This window comes from Streptomyces adelaidensis (assembly GCF_016598475.1).
GTDB lineage: Bacteria > Actinomycetota > Actinomycetes > Streptomycetales > Streptomycetaceae > Streptomyces > Streptomyces adelaidensis.
In genome coordinates this window covers 12,990-37,161 of record NZ_JAEMUX010000030.1, presented here as the reverse complement: position 1 = coordinate 37,161, position 24,172 = coordinate 12,990, and the positions used below count along the sequence as shown (strand labels likewise).

General features: G+C 69.8%; 24 protein-coding genes. 9 read left to right on the top strand and 15 right to left on the bottom strand.

What is annotated here, in order from left to right; translation table 11 throughout:
* The first annotated feature begins 49 nt into the window (after positions 1-49).
* Positions 50-1,123 carry a TauD/TfdA family dioxygenase gene (locus I8N67_RS19140; RefSeq protein WP_200304360.1) on the top strand — a complete coding sequence of 358 codons (1,074 nt, stop codon included), beginning with the start codon at positions 50-52 and terminating at the stop codon, positions 1,121-1,123.
* A gap of 353 nt (positions 1,124-1,476) precedes the next feature.
* Here I8N67_RS19140 and I8N67_RS19135 read toward each other — a convergent pair whose 3' ends face one another.
* The 6 genes from I8N67_RS19135 to I8N67_RS19110 form a co-directional block, all read right to left on the bottom strand.
* A complete protein-coding gene (locus tag I8N67_RS19135; protein WP_200304359.1) occupies positions 1,477-2,133 on the bottom strand; it encodes a CoA transferase subunit B in 657 nt (218 codons plus the stop codon).
* Complete coding sequence (locus I8N67_RS19130; protein WP_200304358.1) at positions 2,133-2,909, bottom strand: CoA transferase subunit A; 777 nt, start codon at positions 2,907-2,909, stop codon at positions 2,133-2,135. Before I8N67_RS19130 ends, I8N67_RS19135 begins: the two co-directional genes overlap by 1 nt.
* Positions 2,910-3,236: 327 nt before the next feature.
* Positions 3,237-4,397 carry a zinc-binding metallopeptidase family protein gene (locus I8N67_RS19125; RefSeq protein WP_200304357.1) on the bottom strand — a complete coding sequence of 387 codons (1,161 nt, stop codon included), beginning with the start codon at positions 4,395-4,397 and terminating at the stop codon, positions 3,237-3,239.
* Positions 4,394-5,605 (bottom strand): Dabb family protein, encoded by a 1,212-nt coding sequence (locus I8N67_RS19120; RefSeq protein WP_200304356.1) that lies wholly within the window; start codon positions 5,603-5,605, stop codon positions 4,394-4,396. The genes I8N67_RS19125 and I8N67_RS19120 overlap by 4 nt, the downstream gene beginning before the upstream one ends.
* Before the next feature lie 21 nt (positions 5,606-5,626).
* Positions 5,627-6,151 (bottom strand): aromatic-ring-hydroxylating dioxygenase subunit beta, encoded by a 525-nt coding sequence (locus tag I8N67_RS19115; RefSeq protein ID WP_200304355.1) that lies wholly within the window; start codon positions 6,149-6,151, stop codon positions 5,627-5,629.
* A complete protein-coding gene (locus I8N67_RS19110) occupies positions 6,148-7,500 on the bottom strand; it encodes an aromatic ring-hydroxylating oxygenase subunit alpha (protein ID WP_200304354.1) in 1,353 nt (450 codons plus the stop codon). The genes I8N67_RS19115 and I8N67_RS19110 overlap by 4 nt, the downstream gene beginning before the upstream one ends.
* A 172-nt stretch (positions 7,501-7,672) precedes the next feature.
* Here I8N67_RS19110 and fdxA point away from each other — a divergent pair, with 172 nt between their 5' ends.
* The 3 genes from fdxA (at position 7,673) to I8N67_RS19095 (ending at position 10,017) form a co-directional block, all read left to right on the top strand.
* Positions 7,673-8,020: a ferredoxin gene (gene fdxA, locus I8N67_RS19105; protein WP_234045925.1), complete on the top strand. Its 348-nt coding sequence runs from the start codon at positions 7,673-7,675 to the stop codon at positions 8,018-8,020.
* On the top strand, positions 8,017-9,015 hold the full coding sequence (locus I8N67_RS19100; RefSeq protein WP_200304353.1) for an NAD(P)/FAD-dependent oxidoreductase: 999 nt from the start codon (positions 8,017-8,019) through the stop codon (positions 9,013-9,015). Before fdxA ends, I8N67_RS19100 begins: the two co-directional genes overlap by 4 nt.
* Before the next feature lie 204 nt (positions 9,016-9,219).
* Positions 9,220-10,017 (top strand): IclR family transcriptional regulator, encoded by a 798-nt coding sequence (locus I8N67_RS19095; RefSeq protein ID WP_200304352.1) that lies wholly within the window; start codon positions 9,220-9,222, stop codon positions 10,015-10,017.
* A gap of 127 nt (positions 10,018-10,144) precedes the next feature.
* Here the strand turns inward: I8N67_RS19095 and I8N67_RS44230 are convergent, their stop codons facing one another.
* The 4 genes from I8N67_RS44230 to I8N67_RS19075 are packed head-to-tail and all read right to left on the bottom strand — an operon-like array spanning position 10,145 to position 13,350.
* Positions 10,145-10,501, bottom strand: coding sequence for a cupin domain-containing protein (locus tag I8N67_RS44230; RefSeq protein WP_200304351.1), 357 nt, complete (start codon positions 10,499-10,501; stop codon positions 10,145-10,147).
* Positions 10,498-11,271: an HpcH/HpaI aldolase family protein gene (locus I8N67_RS19085; RefSeq protein ID WP_200304350.1), complete on the bottom strand. Its 774-nt coding sequence runs from the start codon at positions 11,269-11,271 to the stop codon at positions 10,498-10,500. The genes I8N67_RS44230 and I8N67_RS19085 overlap by 4 nt, the downstream gene beginning before the upstream one ends.
* A 27-nt stretch (positions 11,272-11,298) precedes the next feature.
* The gene (locus tag I8N67_RS19080; protein WP_200304349.1) at positions 11,299-12,462 is read right to left on the bottom strand and encodes an amidohydrolase family protein; all 1,164 of its coding nucleotides are present in this window, start codon (positions 12,460-12,462) and stop codon (positions 11,299-11,301) included.
* Positions 12,463-12,489: 27 nt separating this feature from the next.
* Positions 12,490-13,350 (bottom strand): fumarylacetoacetate hydrolase family protein, encoded by an 861-nt coding sequence (locus I8N67_RS19075; protein WP_200304348.1) that lies wholly within the window; start codon positions 13,348-13,350, stop codon positions 12,490-12,492.
* Positions 13,351-13,616: 266 nt separating this feature from the next.
* Here I8N67_RS19075 and I8N67_RS19070 point away from each other — a divergent pair, with 266 nt between their 5' ends.
* The 4 genes from I8N67_RS19070 (at position 13,617) to I8N67_RS19055 (ending at position 17,482) form a co-directional block, all read left to right on the top strand.
* On the top strand, positions 13,617-14,726 hold the full coding sequence (locus tag I8N67_RS19070; RefSeq protein WP_200304347.1) for a sugar ABC transporter substrate-binding protein: 1,110 nt from the start codon (positions 13,617-13,619) through the stop codon (positions 14,724-14,726).
* A gap of 163 nt (positions 14,727-14,889) precedes the next feature.
* Positions 14,890-15,432, top strand: coding sequence for a hypothetical protein (locus I8N67_RS19065; protein WP_200304346.1), 543 nt, complete (start codon positions 14,890-14,892; stop codon positions 15,430-15,432).
* A 242-nt stretch (positions 15,433-15,674) separates the two neighbouring features.
* Entirely contained in the window at positions 15,675-16,340 is a 666-nt protein-coding gene (locus I8N67_RS19060) for a nicotinamide mononucleotide transporter family protein (protein ID WP_200304345.1), read from the top strand.
* Between the two features lie 581 nt (positions 16,341-16,921).
* Entirely contained in the window at positions 16,922-17,482 is a 561-nt protein-coding gene (locus tag I8N67_RS19055; protein ID WP_200304344.1) for a flavin reductase family protein, read from the top strand.
* A 740-nt stretch (positions 17,483-18,222) separates the two neighbouring features.
* On the opposite strand, the gene I8N67_RS19050 is transcribed toward I8N67_RS19055, so the two are convergent.
* The gene (locus I8N67_RS19050) at positions 18,223-18,618 is read right to left on the bottom strand and encodes a nuclear transport factor 2 family protein (protein WP_307835284.1); all 396 of its coding nucleotides are present in this window, start codon (positions 18,616-18,618) and stop codon (positions 18,223-18,225) included.
* Positions 18,603-19,055, bottom strand: a complete 453-nt coding sequence (locus I8N67_RS19045; protein WP_200304342.1) for a VOC family protein — start codon at positions 19,053-19,055, stop codon at positions 18,603-18,605. Before I8N67_RS19045 ends, I8N67_RS19050 begins: the two co-directional genes overlap by 16 nt.
* A 187-nt stretch (positions 19,056-19,242) precedes the next feature.
* Here I8N67_RS19045 and I8N67_RS19040 point away from each other — a divergent pair, with 187 nt between their 5' ends.
* Positions 19,243-20,277 (top strand): aldo/keto reductase, encoded by a 1,035-nt coding sequence (locus I8N67_RS19040; protein WP_200304341.1) that lies wholly within the window; start codon positions 19,243-19,245, stop codon positions 20,275-20,277.
* A gap of 249 nt (positions 20,278-20,526) precedes the next feature.
* Here I8N67_RS19040 and I8N67_RS19035 read toward each other — a convergent pair whose 3' ends face one another.
* From I8N67_RS19035 to I8N67_RS19025, 3 genes are read right to left on the bottom strand one after another with little or no spacing between them, the layout of a single operon-like run.
* Complete coding sequence (locus I8N67_RS19035) at positions 20,527-21,441, bottom strand: ABC transporter permease (protein ID WP_200304340.1); 915 nt, start codon at positions 21,439-21,441, stop codon at positions 20,527-20,529.
* A complete protein-coding gene (locus tag I8N67_RS19030) occupies positions 21,438-22,619 on the bottom strand; it encodes an ABC transporter permease (protein ID WP_200304339.1) in 1,182 nt (393 codons plus the stop codon). Before I8N67_RS19030 ends, I8N67_RS19035 begins: the two co-directional genes overlap by 4 nt.
* Positions 22,616-24,172: an ABC transporter ATP-binding protein gene (locus tag I8N67_RS19025; RefSeq protein WP_200304338.1), complete on the bottom strand. Its 1,557-nt coding sequence runs from the start codon at positions 24,170-24,172 to the stop codon at positions 22,616-22,618. Before I8N67_RS19025 ends, I8N67_RS19030 begins: the two co-directional genes overlap by 4 nt.

Below are 24,172 nucleotides of genomic sequence, written 5' to 3'. Positions count from 1 at the left end.
CGGGTCTTCGCCCACGGGCTTTCACCGCATTTTCGAGGAGCGCACCATCATGACCACCACTGTCGGCCTTCAGCCGATCTCCGGGCCGTCCGCCTGGCGCGGCGAGGAGTTGTCGAGGTCCACCGCATGGATCTACGTGCTCAGCGACGCCGAGCGCGCTGAGCTGGAGGCGCTGGGACGGCGCTTCGTCGCCGAGAACCCCGACCTGCGCACCGTCACCGCCGCCGACTACCCGTTCGACGCCTGCTGCGCACTCAACGAGGAGTGCGCAGCCCAGATGGACGCCGGACGCGGCTTCGTCCTGGTGCGCGGCCTGCGCACCGAGGAGTACGGCGACGCCATGGCCGCCGCCGTCTTCTTCGTCATGGGACTGCACCTGGGCCAGCCGATCGGGCAGAACCAGCGGGGGGACCTGCTCGACCACGTGATCGCCACCTCCAACAAGACGTTGTCCGACGAGGGGGCTCTGCCCTCCCGCGTACGGGACCGGCTGCCGTTCCACTCGGACAGCTCCGACGTCGTCGCCCTCATGTGCCTGCGCGGCGCCAAGGAGGGTGGAGCCTCCAGCCTGGTCAGCGGCACCACGATCTACAACGAGATGCTGCGCCGCCGGCCGGACCTCGCTCCTCGGCTCTTCGACACGTACCACTGGGACTGGCGGCGTCAGGACCCCGACTCTCCGGAACTGACGTACACCTCGCCGATCATCGGCTACGTCGACGGAGTCTTCAGCACCTACGCGGGCAACTCGATGATCTTCAGCGCCCAGGAGTACCCCGGTGTCCCGCAACTGACGCCCGACCAGGTCGCGGCCATCAACCTCTTCGACGAGATCTCGCAGGAGCCGGGCCTGCCGATCGACATGGATTTCCAGCCGGGGGACGTGCAGTGGCTGCTCAACTACGCCGCGCTGCACTCACGCACCAGTTACGTCGACCACCCGGAGCCTGAGCGTCGTCGGCATCTGCTGCGTCTGTGGCTCAAGCGGGACGTCGGCCGCCCGCTGGCTCCCAAGTTCGGCAAGCACGTCGTCGAGTTGGGTGAGCCCACGACGCCGCTGGTGCCTGGCGGCCGGTTCCGTATCGCCGACGCGGTCACCGTCAACGACGACTGGGGAGTGTGACACCACCGCTCGCACCGGGGCGCCCTGAACGCGCCGCGCCGTTTCGACGGCCGTCGCGCACGACCGGACAGTTTCCCCACCGCCGCAGCCATGCCGACGCATGGCTGCGGCGGTTTTCTGTCCGGCCGAAGAAGTCCGTCAGGAACCGGTGCCGCGAGACCGGCAGGCAACAGCGTCGGCGATCAGACATCGCGGGGGCCGGCGACCCACGGATCACCTCCGCCAGGCCCGAACCCCACTGGGGCCAGCAGAACCTCTCCATGAAACGACCGCCCGGTACGGCGGCACACCTACGAGCAGCGCGCCGCCGTACCGGGCGGTCGGGGTGCCGACAGCATCGGCGACGTTCCCGTTCAGCAGGGTCGGCAGGCGATCTCGTGGGGGATGATCACCTTCGCCGCCGTCTTCGCGGCGACCTCCTCATGCGTGACACCGGGTGCGGTCTCGACGAGGACCAGACCGCCGTCGGTCACGTCGAGGACGGCCAGGTCGGTGATGATCCGGTCCACGCAGCCCTTCCCGGTGAGCGGCAGGTCGCACTCCTGGACGATCTTCGGGCTGCCGTCCTTCGCGGTGTGCGTCATGGTGACGATCACCCGACGGGCACCGTGGACGAGGTCCATGGCTCCGCCGATGCCGGTCACCATCCGGCCCGGGATCGCCCAGTTGGCGAGGTCGCCCCGCTCGGAGACCTGCATGGCGCCGAGTACGGCGGTGTCGATGTGGCCGCCGCGGATCATGCCGAAGGACAGCGCCGAGTCGAAGAACGCCGCACCGGGCAGCACCGTGACGGTCTCCTTGCCCGCGTTGATCAGATCGGGATCGACTTCGTCCTCGTAGGGGAAGGGGCCGGTGCCGAGAACGCCGTTCTCCGACTCCAGCACTACATGGACGCCCTCGGGCACGTGGTTCGGGATCAGGGTCGGCAGGCCGATGCCCAGGTTGACGTACTCGCCGTCGCGCAGCTCATGGGCCGCGCGGGCGGCCATTTCATGGCGTGTCCAAGCCATCAGGCCCGCACCTCCCGGTCCCTGGGGATGGCTGTCAGCTTCTCGATCTTCTTGTCGGCGGCCTGGTCGGGGCTGAGGGCCACCACTCGCTGCACGAAGATGCCCGGCAGATGGACCTGGTCCGGGTCGATGCCGCCCGGCTCGACCAGCTCCTCGACCTCGGCGATCGTGATGCGGCCGGCCATGGCCGCCAGCGGGTTGAAGTTGCGGGCGGACTTGCTGAACACCAGGTTGCCGTAGCGGTCCCCCTTCGCCGCCCGTACCAGGGCGAAGTCGGTGGTGATCCCGCGCTCCAGGACGTAGTCACCGCCCGCGAACTCGCGGACCTCCTTGGGCGGTGAGGCGACGGCGATGCCGCCGTCACCGTCGTACCGCCACGGCAGGCCGCCGTCGGCGACCAGGGTGCCGACGCCGGCCGGGGTGTAGAAGGCCGGTATGCCGCAGCCCCCGGCCCGCAGTCGCTCGGCGAGCGTGCCCTGGGGGATCAGCTCCAGCTCGATCTCGCCGCCCAGGTACTGACGGGCGAACTCCTGGTTGCCGCCGATATAGCTGCCGGTCACCCGCGCGATCCGGCCTGCGGCGAGGAGCACGGCGAGGCCGGAGTCCAGGGCGCCGCAGTTGTTCGAGAACACGTCCAGTCCTGTCACACCGGTGTCGTACAGGGCCTGGATCAAGATGTCCGGGACCCCGCTCAAACCAAAGCCGCCGACTGTCAGGGAGGCCCCGTCAGGGACGTCCGCCACGGCTTCGGGGGCTGAGGCGATGACTTTGTCCATCGTCCCGTCCACTTCCTTTCAGGGCATCCGTGCCCTACGTATGAGGTCGCGCCCTGGCGAACTCGAGTTCACCAGTGGCTCTGATGTCTTGAGGCCGCTCGGCCGTCTCGACGTCGCTCGCCTCGCTGACGGGGCCGGGCGCACGGGGATGGAGGGGCACCACGACCGGGACCCACGACGTCCGGCCCGCGGTCGAGCAGGCACTCGTCTCGGCGGCGCCCGCATCAGCGGTCGGCCTTCGCAGGAGAACGCCGGCACTTCTGGCCCGGGCGGGGCCCGGTCCGCCGTCGTGCTGCCCGACCGGTCCGCCGTCGGCGACCGGCCGGGCTAGCCCGGTTCGGTCAAGAGCCTTCGGTACATGCGCGCGAAGGCGGTCAGCTCCGTCAACGACATGGCGTCGCGACGCGGTTCGTCGGTGGCCGGCCTCGCCCGCGGGCCGAGGCGGACGGTGTCGACGCCGCGAGCGCGCAGGGCGACGCCGTCGGTCGAGCCGGTCCATCCGGTGATCGGCGGCGGCTGTGTACCGAACTCGTCGAGCCACACCGCTCGGACGGCCGTCACCACCGGGGCGTCGGCCGGCGTGGCCGCGGCGGACGCGACCGGCTCGGCCTCCACCTCGATGTTGCAATCACGCAGTACCGACGCCGCGCACCGCGCCCGCAGCCGGTCGGTCAGCTCGGCCGCCAGCGCCTTCGGCTCCACCTGGTCACCGACGACGACGTACAGATCGATCCGCAGTCGAGCCGGCAGCAGGTCCGGCTTGTCCGGCCATCCCCCGCTGATCGCTCCGATACCGCACGCCCGGCCGGTCTGCCCCACCCGGGGATCGGCGGCCAGGTAGGCCGTGCGCCAGCGTGCCAGTTCGTCCAGGACGATGCCGGCCTGAGCGACGACTCCCCCGGGTGGCGTGGCGGATTCCGCCACCATCGCGGCCCCGGAGCGTCCGGTCACCCGGACGGTCAGGTAGAACGCGCCGGGCTCGTGCCACAGCACCGTCGGCGGGCCGCACTTGGCCACGATCGCCGAGGGTGGCAGCGGGTAGGCGTCGGTGTACGCCTCCAGACCGGTGATCGCGCTCGTGCGGCGGTGCGTCCCGGAGCCCGCGAGCAGGAGCCGCCCGGCACCTGCCTCGGCGAAGGCGACCAGCGCGGCGGCCGCGGGCCCGCGGGCGACCCCGAGACCGAAGCCGCTCACCGTGTCGCCGTCCACGGTGAGCGGACCGACGGGCGCGTCGTCACCGGTGACGAGCCGGTTGGCCGCACCTCCCTCGTCCAGCGAGGTGTCGAGGTGGGAGTAGAGCAGCGGCCCGGATCCGCGGGTGGCGACCAGGCTGCCGCCCGCGGAGCCGTGCTCCAGCACCTGCCACTCGACGTGCGGCCACCGATCGGCGCACCAGGCGCGCAACCGGTGGGCCGCCGTGCGCTCCCCGCCGCGTGGGGCGGGGAGCGCGTCGAGCAGGTGCAGGACGTCGAGCAACTGCTGTCTCAAAAGCGTCCCCAGTCGTCGGCAGCCGGACGCCACACGTCGATGTTGCGCGGGTCGGCCGGCATCCTGCGGGGCCGGTGCGTCTCGTGCTCCTCCGGCGTGAACACCCGGTGCCGGTCGCACAGTTCGTACCGCGGCCCGAAGCGGGTGTCGTGCATGTAGAACGCGATCGACGTCGACGCCGAGTGGTTGACGATGTCGGAGGCGATCGGCGCGCCCTTGTACAGCGCGCGGGCGCGCATCCGCATGACGTGGTCGAGGCTCTTCATCGCGAAGCACAGGTGCGCGACATAGTGTTCGGTGTTCTTCTGGATGGCGAGGCTGTGGTGGTAGCGGTCCTCACAGCGGAAGAACGTGGTCGAGCCGACGACGTGGTCCGAGGGCCGGAACCGCAGGACGTTCTGGTAGAAGTCCACCGACTCCTCGAACTTCGCGGTGGCGATGAAGGGGTGCACCAGGTCGAGCGGCCGGATCTCGACGTGCGGCGGCTCGGCGTACTCCTGGAACTCCGTGAACAGCTCGACGATGAGGCCGTCGGGATCCTTCACCGCGAAGCCGTTGTCGCACAGCGCCTTCTGCCGCTCCTGCAGTTCGAGCACCTCGAGTCCGGCGTCGAGCACGCTCTTGTGCAGCTGTTCGAGGACCTCCTCGCTCTCGACGCTGTAGCCGACCGCGGTCGTCCACCCGTCGGTGCGCTCGGGGGCGTGGATCAGTTCGATCGCGTGGTGCTCGATGTCGGCGCGCAGGTAGGCGTACTCGTCCGTGTGCCGCTCCAGCTGCAGCCCGACGTGGTACTCGAGGAAGTCGATCGTTGCCTGCATGTCCGGAACTTCGATCCGGGCGTACTCCATGCCGTACGGGCCGTGCGGGCGGGTGCTCACCGGCGGTGTCCTTCCTGCCGTGAGCGAGGGACGCTCGGCGAACTCGAACGAGGTGATGGCCTGTTGGGCGATGACCGGCCGCCAGCGCGAGCGCACGAAGCTCTCGTGGGACTCGCTGCCGAGATAGGCGAGCAGGTCGTCCTGACTCTCGAAGTCGACGGCCAAGGTGTGGGTGAATGTCTGGTCGCGGGTGCTGATGTTCTCGCCGAGGACGAAGCCGCGCATGGCCGGGTACCGGTCCGGAAAGGTACGCAGCTCGGCCAGCACGGACTCCCGTGTGGCCTCGTCCACTCCGTCGGCGAAACGGAAGGACAGGGTGTGTCGGATCATCGGATCGCCTTCCGTCGCCGGTCAGAGGATGAAGCTCAGCCGGGCGCCTGCCGCCAGCGACTCGTGGCCGAGGATCGAGCGCCGCAACCGGAAGCGGAATCCGTCCTCGGTCGGCACCAGCACATGGTCGTACCACCCGACGTAGGCGTCGAAGCGCCCGTCGCGGGCGCGGTGCACGACGAACGCCGCCGCCACCCGGAAGGAGTCCTCCGACTCCTCGGACAGCCGCACGTTGGACACCAGCCGATGCGTGCGCGAGTGCGGGTTCTCGGCGTGCGCCTTGCGGGACTTCAGGCGCTTGACCCTGGCCCGGAGCAGGTCCCAGTCGTCGTCGACGAACGATCCGGTCTCGTGCGGGGACCAGCCGGGGCGGTAGTCGGTGGTCGGGATCTCGTAGCGGGCGCCGTCCTCGAAGAGGGCCAGCCAGCTGTCGTAGTCCCAGTGGTCGAGGATGTCCGCCTCGGTGTAGAGGAAGTCCTCCACCTCCGGCCGGGTGACGGTGCGTCCCCCGCATCGCACCAGGCCGCGGTTGCTGTTCGTTGTCATCGCACGTCCCTTCCCGCCAGGAAGGACGCCGGTCGCTCGCCGTGGATCTCGAGGCCGTCGTCGAGCCCGGTGGCCTCGACCCATTGCCGCCAGAAGCCACGCATCGCGCCCTCGTCGATCGATCGGCCCTGCACCCCCCTGGCCTCGTCGGCCATGCCGCGCGACATGTCGCTGTAGTCCAGCTCGGGCGCGCCGGCGCCCGCCGTGGCCTGGATGCCGCGCTGCACCGCCTCGTACGCCTCGATGTCGTCCGGCGTCGCGAGTCCGCCCGGGCCGACGAAGCTGACGACCGTCCTCATCCGCAGGGCGCGCGTGTCCGGGTCCTCGGCGCGCGGGACCAGTTGCCAGGCACGCACGTCGGTCTGGTCGGGCGCCACCGGCTCCAGCTGCCGGATCGACAGACCCTCGATGTCGAACAGCAGCAGGTTGGGGAACACGAACAGGATGTGGCTCTCGTCGGCCACGTGGTGCGCCCGCTCCTCCCCCAGCCGCTGGGTCATCTCGGCCCGGTGGGCCTCGGTGCGGATCCGTTCGTCCTCGCCGAAGCGCGGTTCCCAGATCATGCTGATGCGTCCGCCGTGCCCGGTCAGGACCAGCAGCCCGTGGCCGTTGCCGAGGTTGTACGCGTACTGGTTGTCGTCGGTGACGGCGTAGCCGCTCTCTCGCAGGTACCCCACGAACGTGTTGTGCGTCGGCGCGAAGTGGTAGCCGTCCATGGCGTTCTCGACGGCGAGTTTCCAGTTGCCCCGCACGCTGTAGAGCTGTGTGCCGGGCAGCGTGGTCATGCCGCCGACGTGCTGCTGCTGGATCATGGTCATGTAGTCGGCCGCGTCGCCGAGGTACTCCAGCAGCGGCGGCACGTCGGGGTCGAAGGAGACGAAGACGAATCCCTCGTGGATCTCCAGGCGCGGCACGCCGCGCAGCCCCATCGACTCCCGGAACTCGTCGCTCGATTCGTATGCCCCGGCATCGGGGATCGCGGCGACCTCGCCGTTGTTGCGGAACGTCCAGGCGTGGTAGAAGCACTGGAAGAGCCTGGTCGAACCCTCGCTTTCGCGGCACAGCACGGTGCCGCGGTGCGGACAGGAGTTCAGGAACGCGTGCACTTCGCCGGCGCTGTCCCGGCAGAAGATCAGCGGCCTGCCGCCGAGGGTGCGCACCTTGAAGTCGTTGGGGTTGGGGATCTCGGTCTCGTGCCCGAGGTAGAGCCAGGTGTGCATCCACACCCAGCCGCGTTCCCGGGCGAAGATTTCCGCGCTTCGGTAGGCCTCGCGGTTGACCCGGAAGGTGAGCTGGTCCCAGTCCTCGACGATCATCGGCGCTGGGACGGTCCGGGGGTTGCTTCCCATGGGGAGTGTGCCTCTCACAAGTCCCGACCCGAGTGGCGTGCCGTGAGACGCCATCTCGTATGTCGCATTAGCGTCCCCCGTCAATCCGGCGGTGTCAAGCATTCACCTCACGGTTGACACCTTGCCCCGACGGCGCCATCATCCTGTTCCACATTGAAATACACCGTCTCGCATGCTGTGCGACCGTGTGAAGGGCAACAAGCTCGTGCCGTACGTCATCACTCAGGCCTGCGTCGACATCATGGACAAGTCATGCATGGAGGAGTGCCCGGCCGACTGCATCTACGAGGGCGACCGGATGCTCTACATCCAGCCCGACGAATGTGTCGAGTGCGGGCGCTGTGAACCCGTCTGTCCGCAGATCTCGATCTTCCACCACGAGGACCTGCCGGAGGAGAGCAAGCACTTCGAGCGCATCAACGCCGAGTTCTTCACCCTCGGCACCCAACCGCTGGGATCGCCCGGCGGCGCCCGCAAGGTCGGCCAGGCCGGCCACGACCACCCGGAGGTGGGCGCGTGACCGGCCACGCGCCCGGGGGCGCCTGCCCCGAGGTCTCCGTCGACCTGCTCATCATCGGCGCCGGCCCGACCGGGTTGTACGGCGCGTACTACGCCGGCTTCCGGGGATTGAGCGTGGCGGTCGTCGACGCTCTGCCCGAGGTGGGCGGCCAGATCGCCGCGCTGTACCCCGAGAAGTTCATCTACGACGTGGCCGGCTTTCCCGCCGTCCGTGGGCAGGACCTGGTGGACCGGCTGGCCGAGCAGGCCTGGCGGTGGAACCCCACCTATCTGCTCGGGCACGGGGTCACCCAGCTGGACGACGCGGGCGGGGGCATCGTCGCCACCACCGACGCCGGCGCGCGGATCACCGCGGGCGCGGTGCTCGTCTGCGGCGGGATCGGCAACTTCATCCCCCGCGAGCTCCCGGTGGGCTCCGAGTACCTGGACCGGGGGCTGCGGTATTTCGTACCCCGGTTGAACGAGCTCGCCGGACAGGACGTCGTGGTGGTCGGCGGCGGGGACTCCGCGCTGGACTGGGCGCTGTCGCTGGAGCCGATCGCCTCGTCGGTGACGCTGGTGCACCGGCGCGCGCGGTTCCGGGCCCACGAGCGCAGTGTCGAGCAGGTGCACGCGTCCTCGGTGCGGGTGTTGACGCCGTACGAGGTCGAGAAGGTCTCCGGCGAGGGGGCCGTGTCGGAGGTCGTGGTCGCGTGCTCCGACGGCGACCGGGTCACCCTGCCCGCCCAGACCGTCGTGGCCGCGCTCGGTTTCATCGCCGATCTCGGCCCGATCGAGCGGTGGGGACTTGAGCTGCGGCGTCGGCGTATCCTCGTCGACCGCACGATGCGCACGAACCGGGAGCGCGTCTTCGCGGCCGGCGACATCGCCGACCATGACGGCAAGGTGAGCCTCATCTCCATCGGCTTCGGCGAGGCGGCCCTGGCCGTCAACCACATCGCCGCCCTGCTGGACCCGACATGCTCGACAACGCCGGGGCACTCCTCGGATGCGTGAGGCCCACGCACGGGGCGACGCGGTCGACGCAGGCCCTTCCGCGGCTGCCGACCGTGACCGCCCGGTGCCGGTCCGGTGACCGTGGATGAGGGTCCCGACCCCCTTCACGCCCCGTCACCCTCCCCTTTACCATTACCTTATTCGATACGGCGTTTCATCTACTGCCTTATCACTTTGACGGCGCACAGACAGGAGCGAGGATTCATGCCCACGAAGGCGCAGCCCGGCACCGGTGAGCAGGACGGCCCGGACAGGACCGCACCGACCATCCAGACGGTGCAGCGGGCGGCTCTCATTCTCGGCTCGTTCACGGTGGGCAAGCCGCACATGAGTCTCAACGAGATCACCGCGCGTCTCGGGGCAAGCAAGGCGACCGCGCACCGCTACACGAAGGCGCTGCGGGCGGCGAACCTGCTGCGGTACGACGAGCGCACCTCGCTGTACTCCCTCGGCCCGCAGGTACTCACACTCGCCACCGCCGCGCGGGCCGGCCTGCCGATCGTCGCCGCCGCCGAGCCGTACATGGAGGAGCTGGTCAGGCGCATCGACGAGACGATCGTGCTGTCGGTCTGGGACGGCGAGTCGGCGACCGTGGTGCGCTCGGTGGACAACACCGATCACATGGTGCGCATCAGCGTCCGGGTCGGCTCGCGCCTGAACCTCACGGCCTCGGCGCAGGGCCGCGTCTTCCTCGCTTTCCTGCCGCCGGAGCAGGTACCGACGCTGCCGCGCGCGGTCCGCAAGTCGGCCGAGCTCACCGAGGAACTCGAAGCGATCCGGCAGTACGGTCTGTCCGTCAACTCGCCCACCGTCAACGGGGTCCGCACCGTCGCGGCGCCGATCTTCGAGGGCGACAAGATCAGCGGAACGCTTGCGATCGTCGGCACGACGGCGACCGTCTCGGACGACGTCGAGTCAACGATGGCCCAGGCACTGCTGGAGACCGCCCGCGCGTTGTCGCAGCGGCTGGGCACCTCCGAGGGCGCGCCCAACGGCGGCTGACCTGGCTGCGGCAACACCTAAGGGCCCACCGCTGAGGCGGTGGGCCCTCTTTCGTTCTTGCACGCGAGCGGGTCGTTCCGTCACGTGAGTGGCGGACGCGCATGCCTCCAGCGCGCCCGTCCGCCGCTCAGGGAAGCAGGTCGGCCCGCGGCGGAACGAAGAAGTCGATGTTCACGCAGGGTGCCTCTGTCGGCTCCACGTAGTGCTCGCTGCCACGGGGAACCAGCAGGAAGGATCCGGCACGCATGTCGTGGGCGACACCGTCCACGTAGTAGTTCGCGCGTCCCTCGGCGATCTGGACCAACTGGTCGAAGTCGTCGTGCCGGTGCGGGTTCAGTGTCATGCCGATCTCGAGCTCGTGGTGGCAGATCATCACCTCGTCCGTCGCGTAGACGCGGCGGCGGACGCCCGGCCGTACCTGGGTCACCGGCATCTCGTCCCAGTTGACGACGGTGTGGAACAGGGCCGCGTTGCGTGTGCTCACTGATTCTCCTCTCCGGCGGCCGCCCGCAGGCCGGCCGCCAACATCTGCAGGTCCGATCCGACGACCAGGTAGTCGGCGTCACCGAGTCCCAGGTCCGACGCGACTTTCAGGCTCGGCGCCCAGCCGCCGAACGCCACCCCGGCGCAGCGGGCGGCGTCCCTCACCCGGTCCACCGCGGCGCCCAGCACCGCCGGGTCCGCCGGCAGGCCGAGGTCGACCGCGAGGTCGGTGCTGCCGATGAAGCACACGTCGAGGGCGGCGACCAGTTCCGGCAGCGGATCCGTCCGTGCGGTCTCGATCTGGCCCACCAGCACCGGCGGGTCGTCCTGCTCGGTGCGCAGGAACCCGGCCAGCGGGGCCGCGCCGAACCGGGCGGCCCTGTTGGCCAGGCTCACGGACCGGCTGCCGGTCGGAGCGAACCGGGTCGCGGCCAGGAGCGCCTCGGCCTGGGCGAGGCGGGTGAGCATGGACAGCTGGATTCCCGCAGCCCCGGCCTCCAGGAGCCGGTTGACCGTGGCGGCGTTCACCTCGGGCACGCGGACCAGAGCCGGCAGCCCGCACGCGTCGGCGTGGCGCACCAGGTCGACGGCGTCTCGCTCGGTGAGGGTGGAGTGTTCGAGGTCGACGACCACGAACGCGAACCCGGCCGCCTCCGCGAGTTCCACCACGTCGGGCGAGGCCAGCTTGACGAACGTGCCGACGGCGGGTCGCCCCGCCGTCAGGGCCAGGCGCAGCCGGCGCCGCAGCAGATGGACGTCACCGACACTCATGGAGTCCTCCTGGGATGTGCGGGCGTGTCACGCCGACTTCAGACCCCGCCACGGCACGATGTCGACCTCCTTGCCGCCGTGCAGCACCACGGTCGGCTCCAGACGCGGCGCGACGATCGTGTTGCCGGCGGCGTCGGGCAGGGTGACCTCGTCGGTCCAGTCGACGACCGTGACGTCGGCCCGCCCGCCGACCTCCATGCGCCCGTAGCCCTCGGCGTCGAGCCCGAGCAGCTGGGCCGGCGCCACGGTGGCCCGACGGACGCACTCCTGAAGCGGCGCGCCCAGCGCGACCAGCTTGGAGATGCTGGTGAGCAGGTCGAACACCGGGCCGCGCCAGTTACGGGCGCTGGTGTCGGAGCTGAGGACGTCGGGCAGGAATCCGTCGGCGATCGCCCTGCGTGCCACCTCGAAGCTGAGATTGCTCTTGCCGTGGGCGGAGTCGAACAGCACGCCGCGCTCGCGGGCCGCCATGACCGCGGGGTGCACCTGGTCGCCGTCGAGGATGCCGTTCGGCTTGCCGGTGTAGCAGTGCGCCACGATGTCGCCGGGGCGCAGGTAGTCGAGGACGACGGGGACCGGCTCCTCGGTCTCGCCGATGTGCACCATCAGCGGGAGACGGGCCTGTTCGGCCAGCGCCACGGACTTCTTCAGCAACGACTCCCAGTTCTCGCCGACGACGTCCTCGGAGAGACGGATCTTGAAGCCGCGCACGATGTCGGGGTGGGCCTCGGCGGTCGCGAGCGCGTCCTCGGGGACCAGGGTGTCGGGGTTGAGCAGCTCGCCGAACCTGAAGTCGATCAGGCCGAGCACCGAGACGTTGAGGAAGTTGACGATGCGCAGCGGGTTGGCCTCGACCACAAGCTTGCGGAAGGCCGCGAACGTCGAGGCGCCGGCCGTGCCGGCATCCGCCGCGGCGACCACGCCGCGACGCAGATGGGCTTCCTCGGCAGGTGCTCCGACGGCGGAGACGTACTGGAAGATGTGGGTGTGGCCCTCGACGAGGCCCGGCAGCACGGTGGAGCCGGTGACGTCGATCGTGCGAGCCGCGTTCTCTGACAGGCCCTCCCCGATAGCGGCGATGCGGTCACCGGTGACCGCCACGTCGAGCCGGGCGTGGGTGTCCGACGCCGGGTCGATGACGGTGCCGCCGGCCAGGACGAGGTCGTACGACGACAAGGAGGAGATGGACATCGAAGTGTGCTCCAGGGTGGGGAACGGTCAGCTGACCGGTTGAGTCAGCCGGTGGTCGTGCTGTGAGGCGTCCGGGGGACGCACGATGCGGGTGACGAGGGGCAGCACGCCGTCCACCTCGACGCGTACCTCGTCGCCGTCGGCGAGGAAGCACGCGCGGTCCTGCCCGGTGCCGGCCGGGGTTCCGGTGAGGACGACGTCGCCGGGTTCGAGCGCGGTGAACCACGACAGCCTGCTGAGCAGATCGGGAACCGGGAAGATCATCCCGTCGCTCGTGTCGTCCTGCACGAGCTCGCCGTTGACCCGGGTCCGTACACGGATCGCGTCACGGTCGGTGAAATCCTCGGGAGTGCGGACCGACGGGCCGAGCGGCGTGAAGCCCGGGTGGCTCTTGGCGAGGGCGGGGGTGCCTGTGGCGCGCATGATGTCGCGTGCCGTCATGTCGTTGGCCGCGGTGACACCCGCGATCGCGGGCCAGACCTCGGATTCGGTAGCCCTGTACAGCCGGCGCCCGACGACCACCGCGATCTCGCCCTCGTAGTCGGGTTCGGTCGCGGACTGCGGGATCACCACCCGCGCGCCGGGTGCCGACACGCCGGACGACGCGGCCAGGTAGAGGATCGGCTGCTCGGGCAGCCCGCGTCCGGTGCGGGCCGCCTTCGACACGTAGTTGAGCCCGACGCCCCACACCGCGCGGGGGCGGCCCAGTGGCGCCACGAGCGTGGCCTCTTCGAGCGGGATGCGTCGGCGCACCGCGCACGACGCCAGGCACCGCAGCGAACCCTCCTGTTCGAGGACCGCGCCGACGTGCGGAAAAGCAGTGTTCAGCAAGGCCACACCCCCGTCCTCGATCCGGCCCAGGCCGGCGTCCGTCGTCACTACTCGCATGGCGGGCATCTTTCAATGCGAGATGGCATCGTGTCAAGCGATACGAATGTGCGGGATGCGGGTAGGCCGCCACCCCGCCCGGACATGAGCTGACAGGTAGTCAGGCGCAGTCCGGGAACCACATCGGGTAGACATATTTCAAGATGGCATCTCTCATCTCGTACAGTAGTCCCGCTCGACGCCGAGGGCACCTCCGTGTCGGCTTTTCAGTCAGGTGGGCCGCAACGCGGCGCCCACGTCCGGATCGCGCCTGAAGTGAGCTCCCGATGCGTCGTATCGCCATGTCCGCAGCCACCACAACGCTCTCTGTTTCGCTCGTCGGCTGCGGCGGACTCAACGCGACGGGCAGCAGCGGCGACGCGAGCCCGACCAGAGGCGACGACATCACCGTGGGGCTGCTGCTGCCCGAAAAGTCGAATCCCCAGTACGAGCAGTTCCACTACCCGATCATCAAGGCGAAGGTCGCGTCCCTCACCCACGGCCAGGGCCGGGTCCAGTACGCCAACGCCGAGGCGGACGCGGGCGAACAGGCACGACAACTGCAGCAGATGATCAACGATCGGGTCGACGTGATCCTGCTGAACCCCGTCGACACGCACGCCATCGCCGGCGGGGTGAGCGAGGCCAAGAAGGCCGGTATCGCGGTCATCTCCTACGACCGTCTGGCCGAGGGCCCGATCGACGCGTACATCACCTTCGACAACGGACTCGTCGGCGAGGTGCAGGGCCGCGCCCTGCTTCAGGCCCTCGGCGAGGGCGTCGGCGTCAACGACAAGATCGTCATGATGAACGGCTCGCCCACCGACCCGAACGCCCAGCAGTTCAAGGCGGGCGCGCTCCTCGCGCTAGAGGGCAAGGTGACGATCGCCAAGTCGTTCGACACCAAGGACTGGAAGCCGCAGAACGCCGAGAAGAACATGACCGAGGCGATCAGTGAAATCGGCAAGAGCAACATCAAGGCCGTCTACGCCGCCAACGACGGCCTGGCGGGCGGCGTCATCAGAGCGCTGAAGGCCGCAGGCGTCACCGACCTGCCGCCGATCACCGGTCAGGACGCCGAGCTCTCGGCGGTGCGGCGGATCGTCACCGGCGAGCAGTACATGAGCGTGTACAAGCCGTACCCGCAGGAGGCCCAGAACGCTGCGGCGATGGCCGTGGCGAAGGCCCAGGGCAGAGACATAGAGTTCGACGCCCTCACAGGCGACAGGATCGACAGCCCCACCCGCAAGGACATCCCCGCGCATCTCGTGTCGGTCGAGGCCCTGACGAAGGACAACATCAAGGACACGGTGATCAGGGACGGCATGTACAAAGCGTCCGACATCTGCCCGCCCCGACTCGCGGCCGACTGCACGGCGACAGGCCTGAAGAAGTAGTCCCCCGGGAGCGAGCCACCGAAGGCGGCAACGGACCGACTGAACGATCATCCGCTTCACCATCGGGACGTCAGGTGGGTCATGGCGGCATTTCATGTGCGAGCCGTCGGCGGTGACGGCCCAGTACTGGACATACCGCTCTAATCAGAGCAATCTGAAGCGCATGCCCCGATTCAGAACCTTCTGGCAGATAGTTGACGCACTTCCGGACTCGCACCTCGCGCAAGCCCGCTGGACTCCCGCTCCGCATGGCATCCGCAGCGATCACCTCTTCCTCGCCAGGCACGTACACCCCACACTGCTGTGGGAGTTGGACGAGTTCTGCCGGCACCTGGCGCACTCGAACCTGTACGTGCTGCAACCCGAGCTGGCGGCCACCCCGCCCGAGTTCCGTGTCCACTACGAGCGTGTCGACCCCGAGCGGTTGCCGCTCCGCACATTCGGCGTCAAGATCAGCCGGGACCGTAAGGACTACACGTTCTGCGTCCGTGCGGACATGATGTCGGCGGCCCTGGTCCGGGAGATCAACACAGACTTCCTGCCGGTCCAGCAGGGCGCGCTGCGCCTGCGGGGCAGTGTCCCCGAGACCGCGGAGCCGATCGATCTCGAGGTCCTCGGCACGCTCTCCGGGCAGCACCGGACGGTGTACTGGGTCGCCGGACCTGCCGGCGCGCCGAGTGCGCCCACCTCGCCCACCGTGGCCTAGTCGCACGCCCCGGGCCGCCCTGTCGAGCCCTGCCGCGCACCCGGCCCGGTCCATGCGCGCGCTCACGCACTTGGCGTGATCACCCCTCCCTGCGAGGCAGGTCTTATGGGGTTCAGCTCTAGACAATACGGGCAAAGGGGCCTGAAGCTGTGGCGTATGAATCGCTCCCGAAACCCGATATCCGACGACCTGCCGGACGGCAGGCTCGCGCTTCACTCGCCTGAAACCGGCCCGGCCGCCCGGTGAACGGACTGAACTCCGAGGCGTTCGTCGTGTTCGGCCAGCACATTCTGTGGTCGGACATGATCGGCAACATCCTCGGCCTGGCCGCCCTCACCCTCGGCTGGCGCCGCTCCCTGTGGACCTGGCCGGTGCAGTTCCTGTCCGGCCTCATCCTCTTCGGTGCCTTCTTCGGCCACCTGACCGGCAGCGCCGGCAAGCAGGCCGTCGTCATGACCGTGGCCCTCTACGGCTGGTGGCGGTGGAACCGCGACCAGGGCCGCTCCGGAAACGGCCAGATCACCCCGCGGTTCGCCACCTGGCGCGAGCGTACGGCGATGGTCGGCGCCGTCACCGTCGGCACGGTCGCGGTGGCCCTGCTGTTCAAGACCTACCCGACCCTGTCCTGGGACCCCTGGCCGGACGCCTACATCTTCGTCGGCACGGTCGTCGCGATGTACGCCCAGGCGCGCGGCATGGTCGAGTTCTGGTTCGCCTGGCTGCTGGTCGACCTGGTCGGCGTCCCGTTGACCTTCGTCAACGGCTACGCCTTCTCCGGCTTCGTCTACGTCATCTACGGCGCGCTCGTCCTGTGGGGCATGCGCGACTGGTGGCAGCGTTCCCGCGGTGGACCGCAGCCCGCCCGGGAACTGCCCGGTGCGCACGCGTCCGAGGGAGTGCCGCAGTAGCGGGCGGTCGAGACTCGCGATGGGGGGATCACCGCTCTCCGCCCCGGGCGAGCGAAGATCTACGCCAGGACGCCTCGCCGTCAGAAGCCCCCCAGGCCCCACGCATGGCCCAGCGGCTGATCGACGAGGTCCTCGAAGCGCTCAACGAAAAGACCGGCAGCGCCCGGCGCCCTCCGGCCGCCTCACAACACCCCGGCACGCGGTAGCCGTTGACCTTCTGGCGCGAGCCCGCGACCTTCCCGCCCTCCGCACCACCGGCGAGGCCTGCGCCGCCCATGAGAACAACCTTGCCGACGACCCCCGGACCTCATCCACGACATTCCATGCGAGATGGCGTGTTGACATACGAGACGACCCATCCTAGCGTCGGGGCATCCCTCAACAAAGGCAAGACATGATGAGATCCGTTTCCTCCCCGTTGGCCTCCGGGCCGACCTCCCTGCCGAATTCCGCGACACGACGACCGTCCCGGAACGCCGTCGGCTGCGATGCCTACGGAACGCCAGGCCACATCCGCCGAGCCGCCGAGCCACCGACCGACGGCGCACCGGAGTGTGCCGACGAGATGGCGGTGGTCTGACATGCCCGCCACCTCCAGGGGTCACGCCGTCACGCGCCGGCCGGGCACCCACCACGACCCACAGGCGTACCGCGACGGTCTGTCCTCGATGGTCACGTCTGTCTGTGTAGTCACCACCGAAGTGGACGGACAGCGGTACGGCTTCACCGCCAACTCGGTGACCAGCGTGTCGATGGACCCGCCGCTGATTTCGGTCTGTCTGGCCGACACCGCAGACGTCCACCCGGCCTTCAGTCGGGCCGAGTCGGTCGCCGTCAACGTCCTGGCGGTCGACCAGCACCCGGTGGCGCAGGCGTTCGCGACGGCCGGCGTCGACAGGTTCGCTGCGGCGCGCTTCGGTCCGGGCGAGCTCGGTCCGCCCCTGCTCGACGGCGCCACCGTGTCGCTCGAGGGCGTCGTGCACCAGCGCCTCACCGCCGGCGACCACACGATCATCCTGATCGAGGTGGCCGGTGTGGTGGTCGGCGGAGGAGAGCCGCTCACCTATCAAGGACGCCGGTTCCACACGCTGAACCCGCTGGAGCCGGCCGCACCGCAGCGGGCCGGAAAGGACCCGTCATGACCGCCTGGACGACCTCGCCCCACTCGGCCCTCCCCCGCCCCGCCGAGGACCTCGCGGGACGTTCATCAGCCTGATCGGCCCGAGCGGCCTCGGGTGGTCCGCCCTGCTGCGGGCCTTCGCCTGAACCGACACGTACGGCAGCGGCAGCCAGACGCTCTCGGGATGGCTCCGGCACAGGGCTTGCGCGAGCCGGCCGCTGAAGGTGAACGGACTGGTCCCCCAGACCCCCGCTGCCGTGGCTGACGCTACGCAAGGACGCAAGGACATCGCCCTGCCGGCCGGTATCAAACGGTCGGTGGGTCGGCTCCGCGGCCGTCGGTGCGGCGTGGACCGAGTCTCTGTCGCGGGAGCTCCGGATGAGCTGCTGACGGCGGTCTGCCTCGGCGACTACGCCGGCAGGACCCCGGCAAGCTGTCCGGGGCATGCGGCAGCGGGGCCCTCGTCCGCGCCCTCGGTCTGCGGCCGGACCCTTCGCGCTCGTGGATGATGAGCCCTTTCCGCACACCGAGTACAACGCTCCCGCCCACCGACCCAGTGCTGACCCGGTCGCGCCGTCGGCGGGGCAACCCCGGCCGTCCGGCGGGCGAGCATCTCTGCCATCTCTCCGTCCGAGACAGCGCCACGCTCGGAGCATTGTCATCCCGGAAGAACAGGACACCCCGTCCGCAGAGAAGCGGGCGGGGTGTCACAGGAGCATGCTGCCGGGTGCGGGGGCCGTTCCAGGCCTGTCGGCCGGGACGTCACGCGAGCTGCCGCTGCACCTCGCCGCTGTCCCAGTAGTCCGTTCGGCGCGTGATGAGACCGCCGGCGACGGTGAACACGAAGACGCCTCGGATGCGCACGGGGCGGTCGCCCGCCGAGCGCATGCGGAACGTCATGACGTACGGCACCGCGACCGACTCGCCGTCGACGAGGAAGCGCTCGGGCGCGTAGCGCAGGTCCACGAAGTTCTCGAGGAACCCGGTCAGCGCGGCGCGGTACGCGGCGCGGCCCCTGCGGCTCCGCCCCATCGAAGAGGTGTGTTCGTTGACGAAGTCCTCTGCCACGCAGGCGGCCACGGCGTCGGCGTCATGTGCGTTCAACGCCGCCAGGTATGCCTCGACCGCGGCGCGGGTTTCTTTCAGGACGAACCCCACTTCTGTCGGACCGAGTCGAAGACACGCTGGTCGTGGGAGATCTCGACGACGTTGCCGTCGGGGTCCTTCAGAGCGCAGATGTAGCCGATGGGGTCGGGCATCTGCCGGGGCTCCCAGTGCAGGCAGCCCAGTTCGCGGGCCCTGTCCGCGAGCGCGTCGACGTCCCCGCGCTCCGGCACCTCGATGCCGATGTGCGCGAACGGGTGCAGCAGGCCCTGCTGGGTGCCCTTGTCCTTGTTGAACGACACCAGGACGAGCACGAAGGGCGTCTCGGCCTGCTGGTCGTTGGAGAGCCAGACGCTTTCGCCGTCGGCGTCCTTGAACCGCTCGACGACGACCAGGGGAGTCAGCGAGGTGTAGAACTCGATCGCCTTGTCAAGATCGCCGGTCGGCAGCGCGACGTGAGTCCAGCGGGCCGAGGTGAGACCGGTGGCCACGGTACCTCCAGTGAGTGGTGCGGTTTTCTTCGAGCCTAGGTCTGCGCGCACCCGGAGGTCGATGTGCTGCGGACACAACGGGTACGACGAGAACACTGACCCCGCGCGACATCGGTTCCGCGCCCGCCGCGGTGGAAGCCTGCGGCATGACGGCGCCGGATGTCGCCGGGGAGGACGAGGAGAAGACGTGCGCTACCGGATTCTGGGTGGGACGGGCATCGAGGTGAGCGAGCTGTGCCTCGGGTCGATGATGTTCGGGGCCTGGGGCAACACCGACGAGGCGGAGTGCCATCGCATCGTGTCGACGGCGCTGGACGCGGGGGTCAACTTCGTCGACACGGCTGACGTGTACGCCTTCGGCGAGTCCGAGGAGATTCTCGGCCGCGCGCTGAAGGGACGCCGCGACGACGTTGTACTCGTGTCGAAGTTCCACAATGAGATGCCCGGGAGGCCGCTCGATCGCAACCGGCGCGGCAACTCCCGGCTCTGGATCAGACGTGCTGTGGAGGACAGCCTGCGACGTCTGCGGACGGACCACCTCGATGTGTATCTCGTCCACCGTCCCGATCCCCGGACCGGCATCGAGGAGACGCTCGGTGCGCTGAGCGACCTGGTGCGGGCGGGCAAGGTGCGGGCGATCGGGACCTCGAGCTTCCCGGCGCAGGAGATCGTGGAGGCGCAGTGGGCGGCACGGCGCGCCGGCCGCGAGCGGTTCACCGTGGAGCAGCTGTCGTACTCGATCCTGACCCGGCACGCGGAGGCCGCCGCGCTGCCCACCGCGCAGCGGCACCGTATGGGGGTCATGGTGTGGAGCCCGCTGTGCGGCGGCTGGCTGACGGGTAAGTACCGGGCCGGCTCCGAACCGGCGGGAGACTCACGCGCGCGGACCCACAGTGACCACTTCGACTACGCCGACGAGCGGATACGCGAGCGCAAGCTGGCGGTCGTCGAGGAACTCGTGCGCCTCGCCGCCGACGAGGGCTGCACACTCGTCGAGCTGGCGCTGCGGTTCGTACTCGCCCATCCCGGCGTCACCTCGGCCCTCATGGGCCCGCGCACCCACGACCAGCTCCTGACGCAGCTCACCGCGGTGGACCGGCCGCTGTCGGCCGAGGCACTGGACCGGATCGACGAACTCGTCGCGCCGGGCAGCGTGCTCAACCCACACGACATCGGCCATACGCCTCCGGCGTTGGAGACCGCGGCGCTCCGCCGACGCTGACACAGCTGTGCCACGGCGAACGCCGGCCCGTCGCGGGGGCCGGCGTTCGCCGAGTGGTGTGCCCATCCGGACGGAGGTGGTTCGGATGACCGTGCCTGTTTCGGCGCGGCCCTGCGCTGGGACCGCTGCGCAGGGCCGCGCGTGTGGGGCGTCCGACACCGTGCTCTCGGCATGCCTGTGCGGGCCCTCGTACCGGACGTACGAGGGCCCGCACAGGCATGCCGAGAGGCCCCTCTTCGGACCCTGCTGTCAGGTCGACCCACGCTCGAAGGGTCGGCCGAGCGCCGCGGGTTCTCTGTGCTGGGTGGTGAACAGCAGCATGGCGAGGAGCGCGAGCAGATACGGGGCCGCGACGAGCAGTTGGGCGTTGAGGGTGACACCGAGCGCGGGGAGCGCCAGGCGCATCGCGTCGGAGAGGCCGAACACCAGGCAGCCGAGCATGGTCCGGCCGAGCCGCCAGGCCCCGAAGATCACCGCGGCGATGACGAGGTAGCCGCGTCCGGCGGTCATGTTCTGGTTGAACGATCCGACCTCGCCGACCGCGAGGTACGCGCCGCCGAGGCCGGCCAGCGCGCCGCACCACAGCAAGGCCTGCCGACGGCGCGCGTTCACCTTGATGCCCGTGACGTCGGCGGCCTGCGGGTTCTCCCCCACCGCTCGGAGTTCCAGGCCCCAGCGGCTGCGCTCCACCAACCACCAGGTCAGCGGCACCAGCAGAATCAGAAGGTAGGCGGGCCAGCGTTCGGAGAACAGCGGCTTGCCGATGAGCGGGATGTCTTCGAGCAGCGGGATCGACAGCACCCCGACCTGGTGCGAGGCGAACTGCTCGGTCGTGATCAGGTAGCTCGTCAGCCCGAGCACGAGCGCGTTCAGCACGAGGCCGACGACGAAGGTGTTGATCTGGGCCCGGTGGGAGAGGTTGCCGTGCACGAAACCGACGACGAGGCCGGTCAGGACGCCGGCCATGAGGCCGACGGTGGCACTGCCGGTCGCGCTGGCTGTGGCGACCGAGGTGAAGGCGGCGCTGAGCATCATCGCCTCGACGGAGATGTTCATCGCGCCGGCACGCTCGGCCAGGTATTCACCGCAGGCGGCGAAGGCCAACGGCACGGTCAGCCGGACGCCGCTCGCGAGAATGGTCGAAGTGCTGTCCAGAACGCTCACGCGGCTGCCTCCGTCTTGGCCGGGACAACGGAAACGGCGGGCGCCGCCCGCGGTGTGGCACCGCGACGCCCGTGGAAGAGGTCGACGAGGACGGGCGGTGCGACGAAGGCGAGGACGAGCAACGCCTTGACGATGTCGACGAGATACGACGGCACGCCGGTGGCCGAGAGGAAATCGCCGCCCGCACGCAGCACGGCGAACACGAACGACACCGGGATCGCGGCCATGGGCCGGTTGCGCGCGACGAGCGCGACGAGCAGGCCGTCCCAGCCGACGTTGTCCGAAAGCCCGGCCTGCAGCCGGTTGGTGCTGACCGGACTGGTCAGCAGCAGCCCTCCGGCCAGTCCCGCGAAGGCGCCCGACAGCGCCAGGGTGAGACCGCCGAGCGCGGCCACCCGGACCCCCGCGTGCTGGGCCGTACGCGGGTTCAGTCCGACCATGCGCACCTTGAAGCCCCACCGGCTGCGGCTCAGGAGGAGGGCGACCGCGACCGTGGCGACGAGCGCGAGGAACAGGCCCGTGTTCAGCTGGAGCGAGGGGTAGTGCCCGAAGCCGGCGAGCTGGGCATGAGCCGGCAGGGCGTTGGACTGCGCGTCAGCGATGTCCCCGGCGCCCTGCACGCTCTCCTGCAGGACCCACGGCGTACTGACCGCGAAGGTGACGAGCTGGATCGCGAGGAACGTCATCAGCAGCGTGCTCACCGGGACGTTGACACCACGGAAGCGAAGCATCAGGGCGCTGAGCGCGGCCCAGGCGGCCCCTCCGACCGCGGCGGCGACCAGCACCACGGCGACCAGCATCGGGCCGGGCATGGCCAGGCGCAGCCCCACCCAGGCTCCGGCCAGGCCGCCGATGAGCACCTGCCCCTCCTGGCCGATGTTGAACGTGCCGGCGGACGCGCAGACGCACGCACCCACCGCGACCAGCAGCAGAGGCGCCGTGTTGAGCAGCGTCGTCGTCCAGCCGGTGGTGTTGGCCAGGGACCCGGTCCATATCGCGGCCAGCGAAGCGCTCGGTGAGGCCCCGGTCAGCGTGAGCAGCAGCGCGGACACGCCGCCGGCGACACCGATGAGCGCGAGCGTGAGGCCTGCCGTCATCCAGTCACGGCGCCCTGGTCGGAGCCGGGCGAGGAGGCGCCTGCCGAGATCGTCCGGATCCGACAGTGAGGCGGCGCTCATGCGGCCTCACCGCCGACCAGCATGCCAAGCCGTTCGGGGGTCGCCTCGGAGACGGGGAGTGCTCCGGTGATCCGCCCCGACGAGATCACCGCGATCCGGGTTGCAAGGGCCATGACTTCCTCGAATTCGGTGGAGATGAGCAGCACTCCGACGCCCTCGGCGGCCGCTGCGCGCAGTCGGGCGTACATGTCCTCGATGGCACCGACGTCAAGGCCGTGGGTGGGCTGCGCGGCCACCAGGACCAGGGTGTGACCGGACAGTTCCCGGGCGAGGACGACCCGCTGCTGGTTGCCGCCTGACAGGCTGCGCACGGGTGCGTCCAGCGACGGTGTGACGATGTTGAACTCGCCCGCGAGGCGACGGGCCTCGGCCAGCATGGCGCGCCGCCGCAGCAGGAACCGGCCGCTGACCTTGTCGAGCGACTTCATCGTCAGGTTTTCGGCGACGCTCATGTCGAGGACGACGCCGCTGTGGTGCCGGTCCTCCGGCACGATGCCCAGACCTGCCTTCGAGAGAGCGCCGGGCCGAGTCACGTCGACCCTGTTCCCGGTGACCTCGACAGTGCCCGCGGTCGGTGGGATCAGCCCAGCGAGGACGTCCCCCAGGGTCGCCTGGCCGTTGCCCTCGACACCGTAGAGGGCAACGATCTCGCCCGGGCCCACGGTCAGGTCGACGTCCGCGAGGAGCCTGACCCCGCCTTGCTCGACGGTGAGTCCGGCGAGGCGGAGGACGGGCGGCTGCCCCTCGGGGCCGCCGCCCCCGCCCTTGCGCCTCTCGCCCGTCGGCACCAGGCCGAGGGCGGCGGCCTCCTCTCCCAGGGAAACCTCCCGGCCCACCATCTGCCGGGCGAGCAATTGGGGAGTGGTCTCGGCGGTGACCGCCCGGAAAGCGATACGGCCTCTGCGCAGGACCGTCACCCGGTCGGTGGCCTGGGCGATCTCGGCGAGCTTGTGGCTGATGAGGATGACAGCGCGCCCCTCCTCCTGCACCACCCGGCCGAGCACGGCGAACAACTCCTCCGACTCGGCCTGGGTCAGCACCGAGGTGGGCTCGTCCAGGATCAGGATCTGCGGGTTGCGCCGCAGGCACTTGACCACCTCGACCCGCTGCCGCTCACCGGCCGAGAGAGTCCCGACGCGTGCGTCGGGGTCGATGGGCAGCCCGTACCGGGCGGAGACCTCGGCGATGTCGGTACGGATGGCTTGCTTGTTCACCTTGCCGTTGTCGCCGAGCGCCACGTTCTCCCACACGGTGAGCCCGTTGATGAGGCTGAAATGCTGGTGCACCATGCCGATGCCGAGCTCGGCCGCTTCCTGCGGGCTGTCCAGCGCGACCTCCTCCCCGCGCACCAGGACGGTGCCGGCATCGCGCCGGACCAGCCCGAGCAGGACCTTCATGAGGCTGGACTTGCCCGCCCCGTTCTCACCAAGGAGTCCGTGGATCTCGCCGGCGTCGACCTTGAGGTCCACGCCGGCGCAGGCCTTGACGGATCCGTATGACTTCGTGATGCCGCGCAGCTCGAGAATCGGAACCGCTGAGGTCGTCGGTGTCAT

What these genes read in the sequence shown, in the direction of transcription:
- I8N67_RS19110 (WP_200304354.1), bottom strand. Translation starts at nt 7,500, where the DNA reads ATGGGAAGCAACCCCCGGACCGTCCCAGCGCCGATGATCGTCGAGGAC.
- I8N67_RS19135 (WP_200304359.1), bottom strand. Translation starts at nt 2,133, where the DNA reads ATGGCTTGGACACGCCATGAAATGGCCGCCCGCGCGGCCCATGAGCTG.
- I8N67_RS19085 (WP_200304350.1), bottom strand. Translation starts at nt 11,271, where the DNA reads ATGAGTGTCGGTGACGTCCATCTGCTGCGGCGCCGGCTGCGCCTGGCC.
- I8N67_RS19130 (WP_200304358.1), bottom strand. Translation starts at nt 2,909, where the DNA reads ATGGACAAAGTCATCGCCTCAGCCCCCGAAGCCGTGGCGGACGTCCCT.
- I8N67_RS19025 (WP_200304338.1), bottom strand. Translation starts at nt 24,172, where the DNA reads ATGACACCGACGACCTCAGCGGTTCCGATTCTCGAGCTGCGCGGCATC.
- I8N67_RS19065 (WP_200304346.1), top strand. Translation starts at nt 14,890, where the DNA reads ATGCCCCGATTCAGAACCTTCTGGCAGATAGTTGACGCACTTCCGGAC.
- I8N67_RS19120 (WP_200304356.1), bottom strand. Translation starts at nt 5,605, where the DNA reads ATGATCCGACACACCCTGTCCTTCCGTTTCGCCGACGGAGTGGACGAG.
- I8N67_RS19095 (WP_200304352.1), top strand. Translation starts at nt 9,220, where the DNA reads ATGCCCACGAAGGCGCAGCCCGGCACCGGTGAGCAGGACGGCCCGGAC.
- I8N67_RS19055 (WP_200304344.1), top strand. Translation starts at nt 16,922, where the DNA reads ATGCCCGCCACCTCCAGGGGTCACGCCGTCACGCGCCGGCCGGGCACC.
- I8N67_RS19070 (WP_200304347.1), top strand. Translation starts at nt 13,617, where the DNA reads ATGCGTCGTATCGCCATGTCCGCAGCCACCACAACGCTCTCTGTTTCG.
- fdxA (WP_234045925.1), top strand. Translation starts at nt 7,673, where the DNA reads ATGCTGTGCGACCGTGTGAAGGGCAACAAGCTCGTGCCGTACGTCATC.
- I8N67_RS19115 (WP_200304355.1), bottom strand. Translation starts at nt 6,151, where the DNA reads ATGACAACGAACAGCAACCGCGGCCTGGTGCGATGCGGGGGACGCACC.
- I8N67_RS19030 (WP_200304339.1), bottom strand. Translation starts at nt 22,619, where the DNA reads ATGAGCGCCGCCTCACTGTCGGATCCGGACGATCTCGGCAGGCGCCTC.
- I8N67_RS19080 (WP_200304349.1), bottom strand. Translation starts at nt 12,462, where the DNA reads ATGTCCATCTCCTCCTTGTCGTCGTACGACCTCGTCCTGGCCGGCGGC.
- I8N67_RS19075 (WP_200304348.1), bottom strand. Translation starts at nt 13,350, where the DNA reads ATGCGAGTAGTGACGACGGACGCCGGCCTGGGCCGGATCGAGGACGGG.
- I8N67_RS19140 (WP_200304360.1), top strand. Translation starts at nt 50, where the DNA reads ATGACCACCACTGTCGGCCTTCAGCCGATCTCCGGGCCGTCCGCCTGG.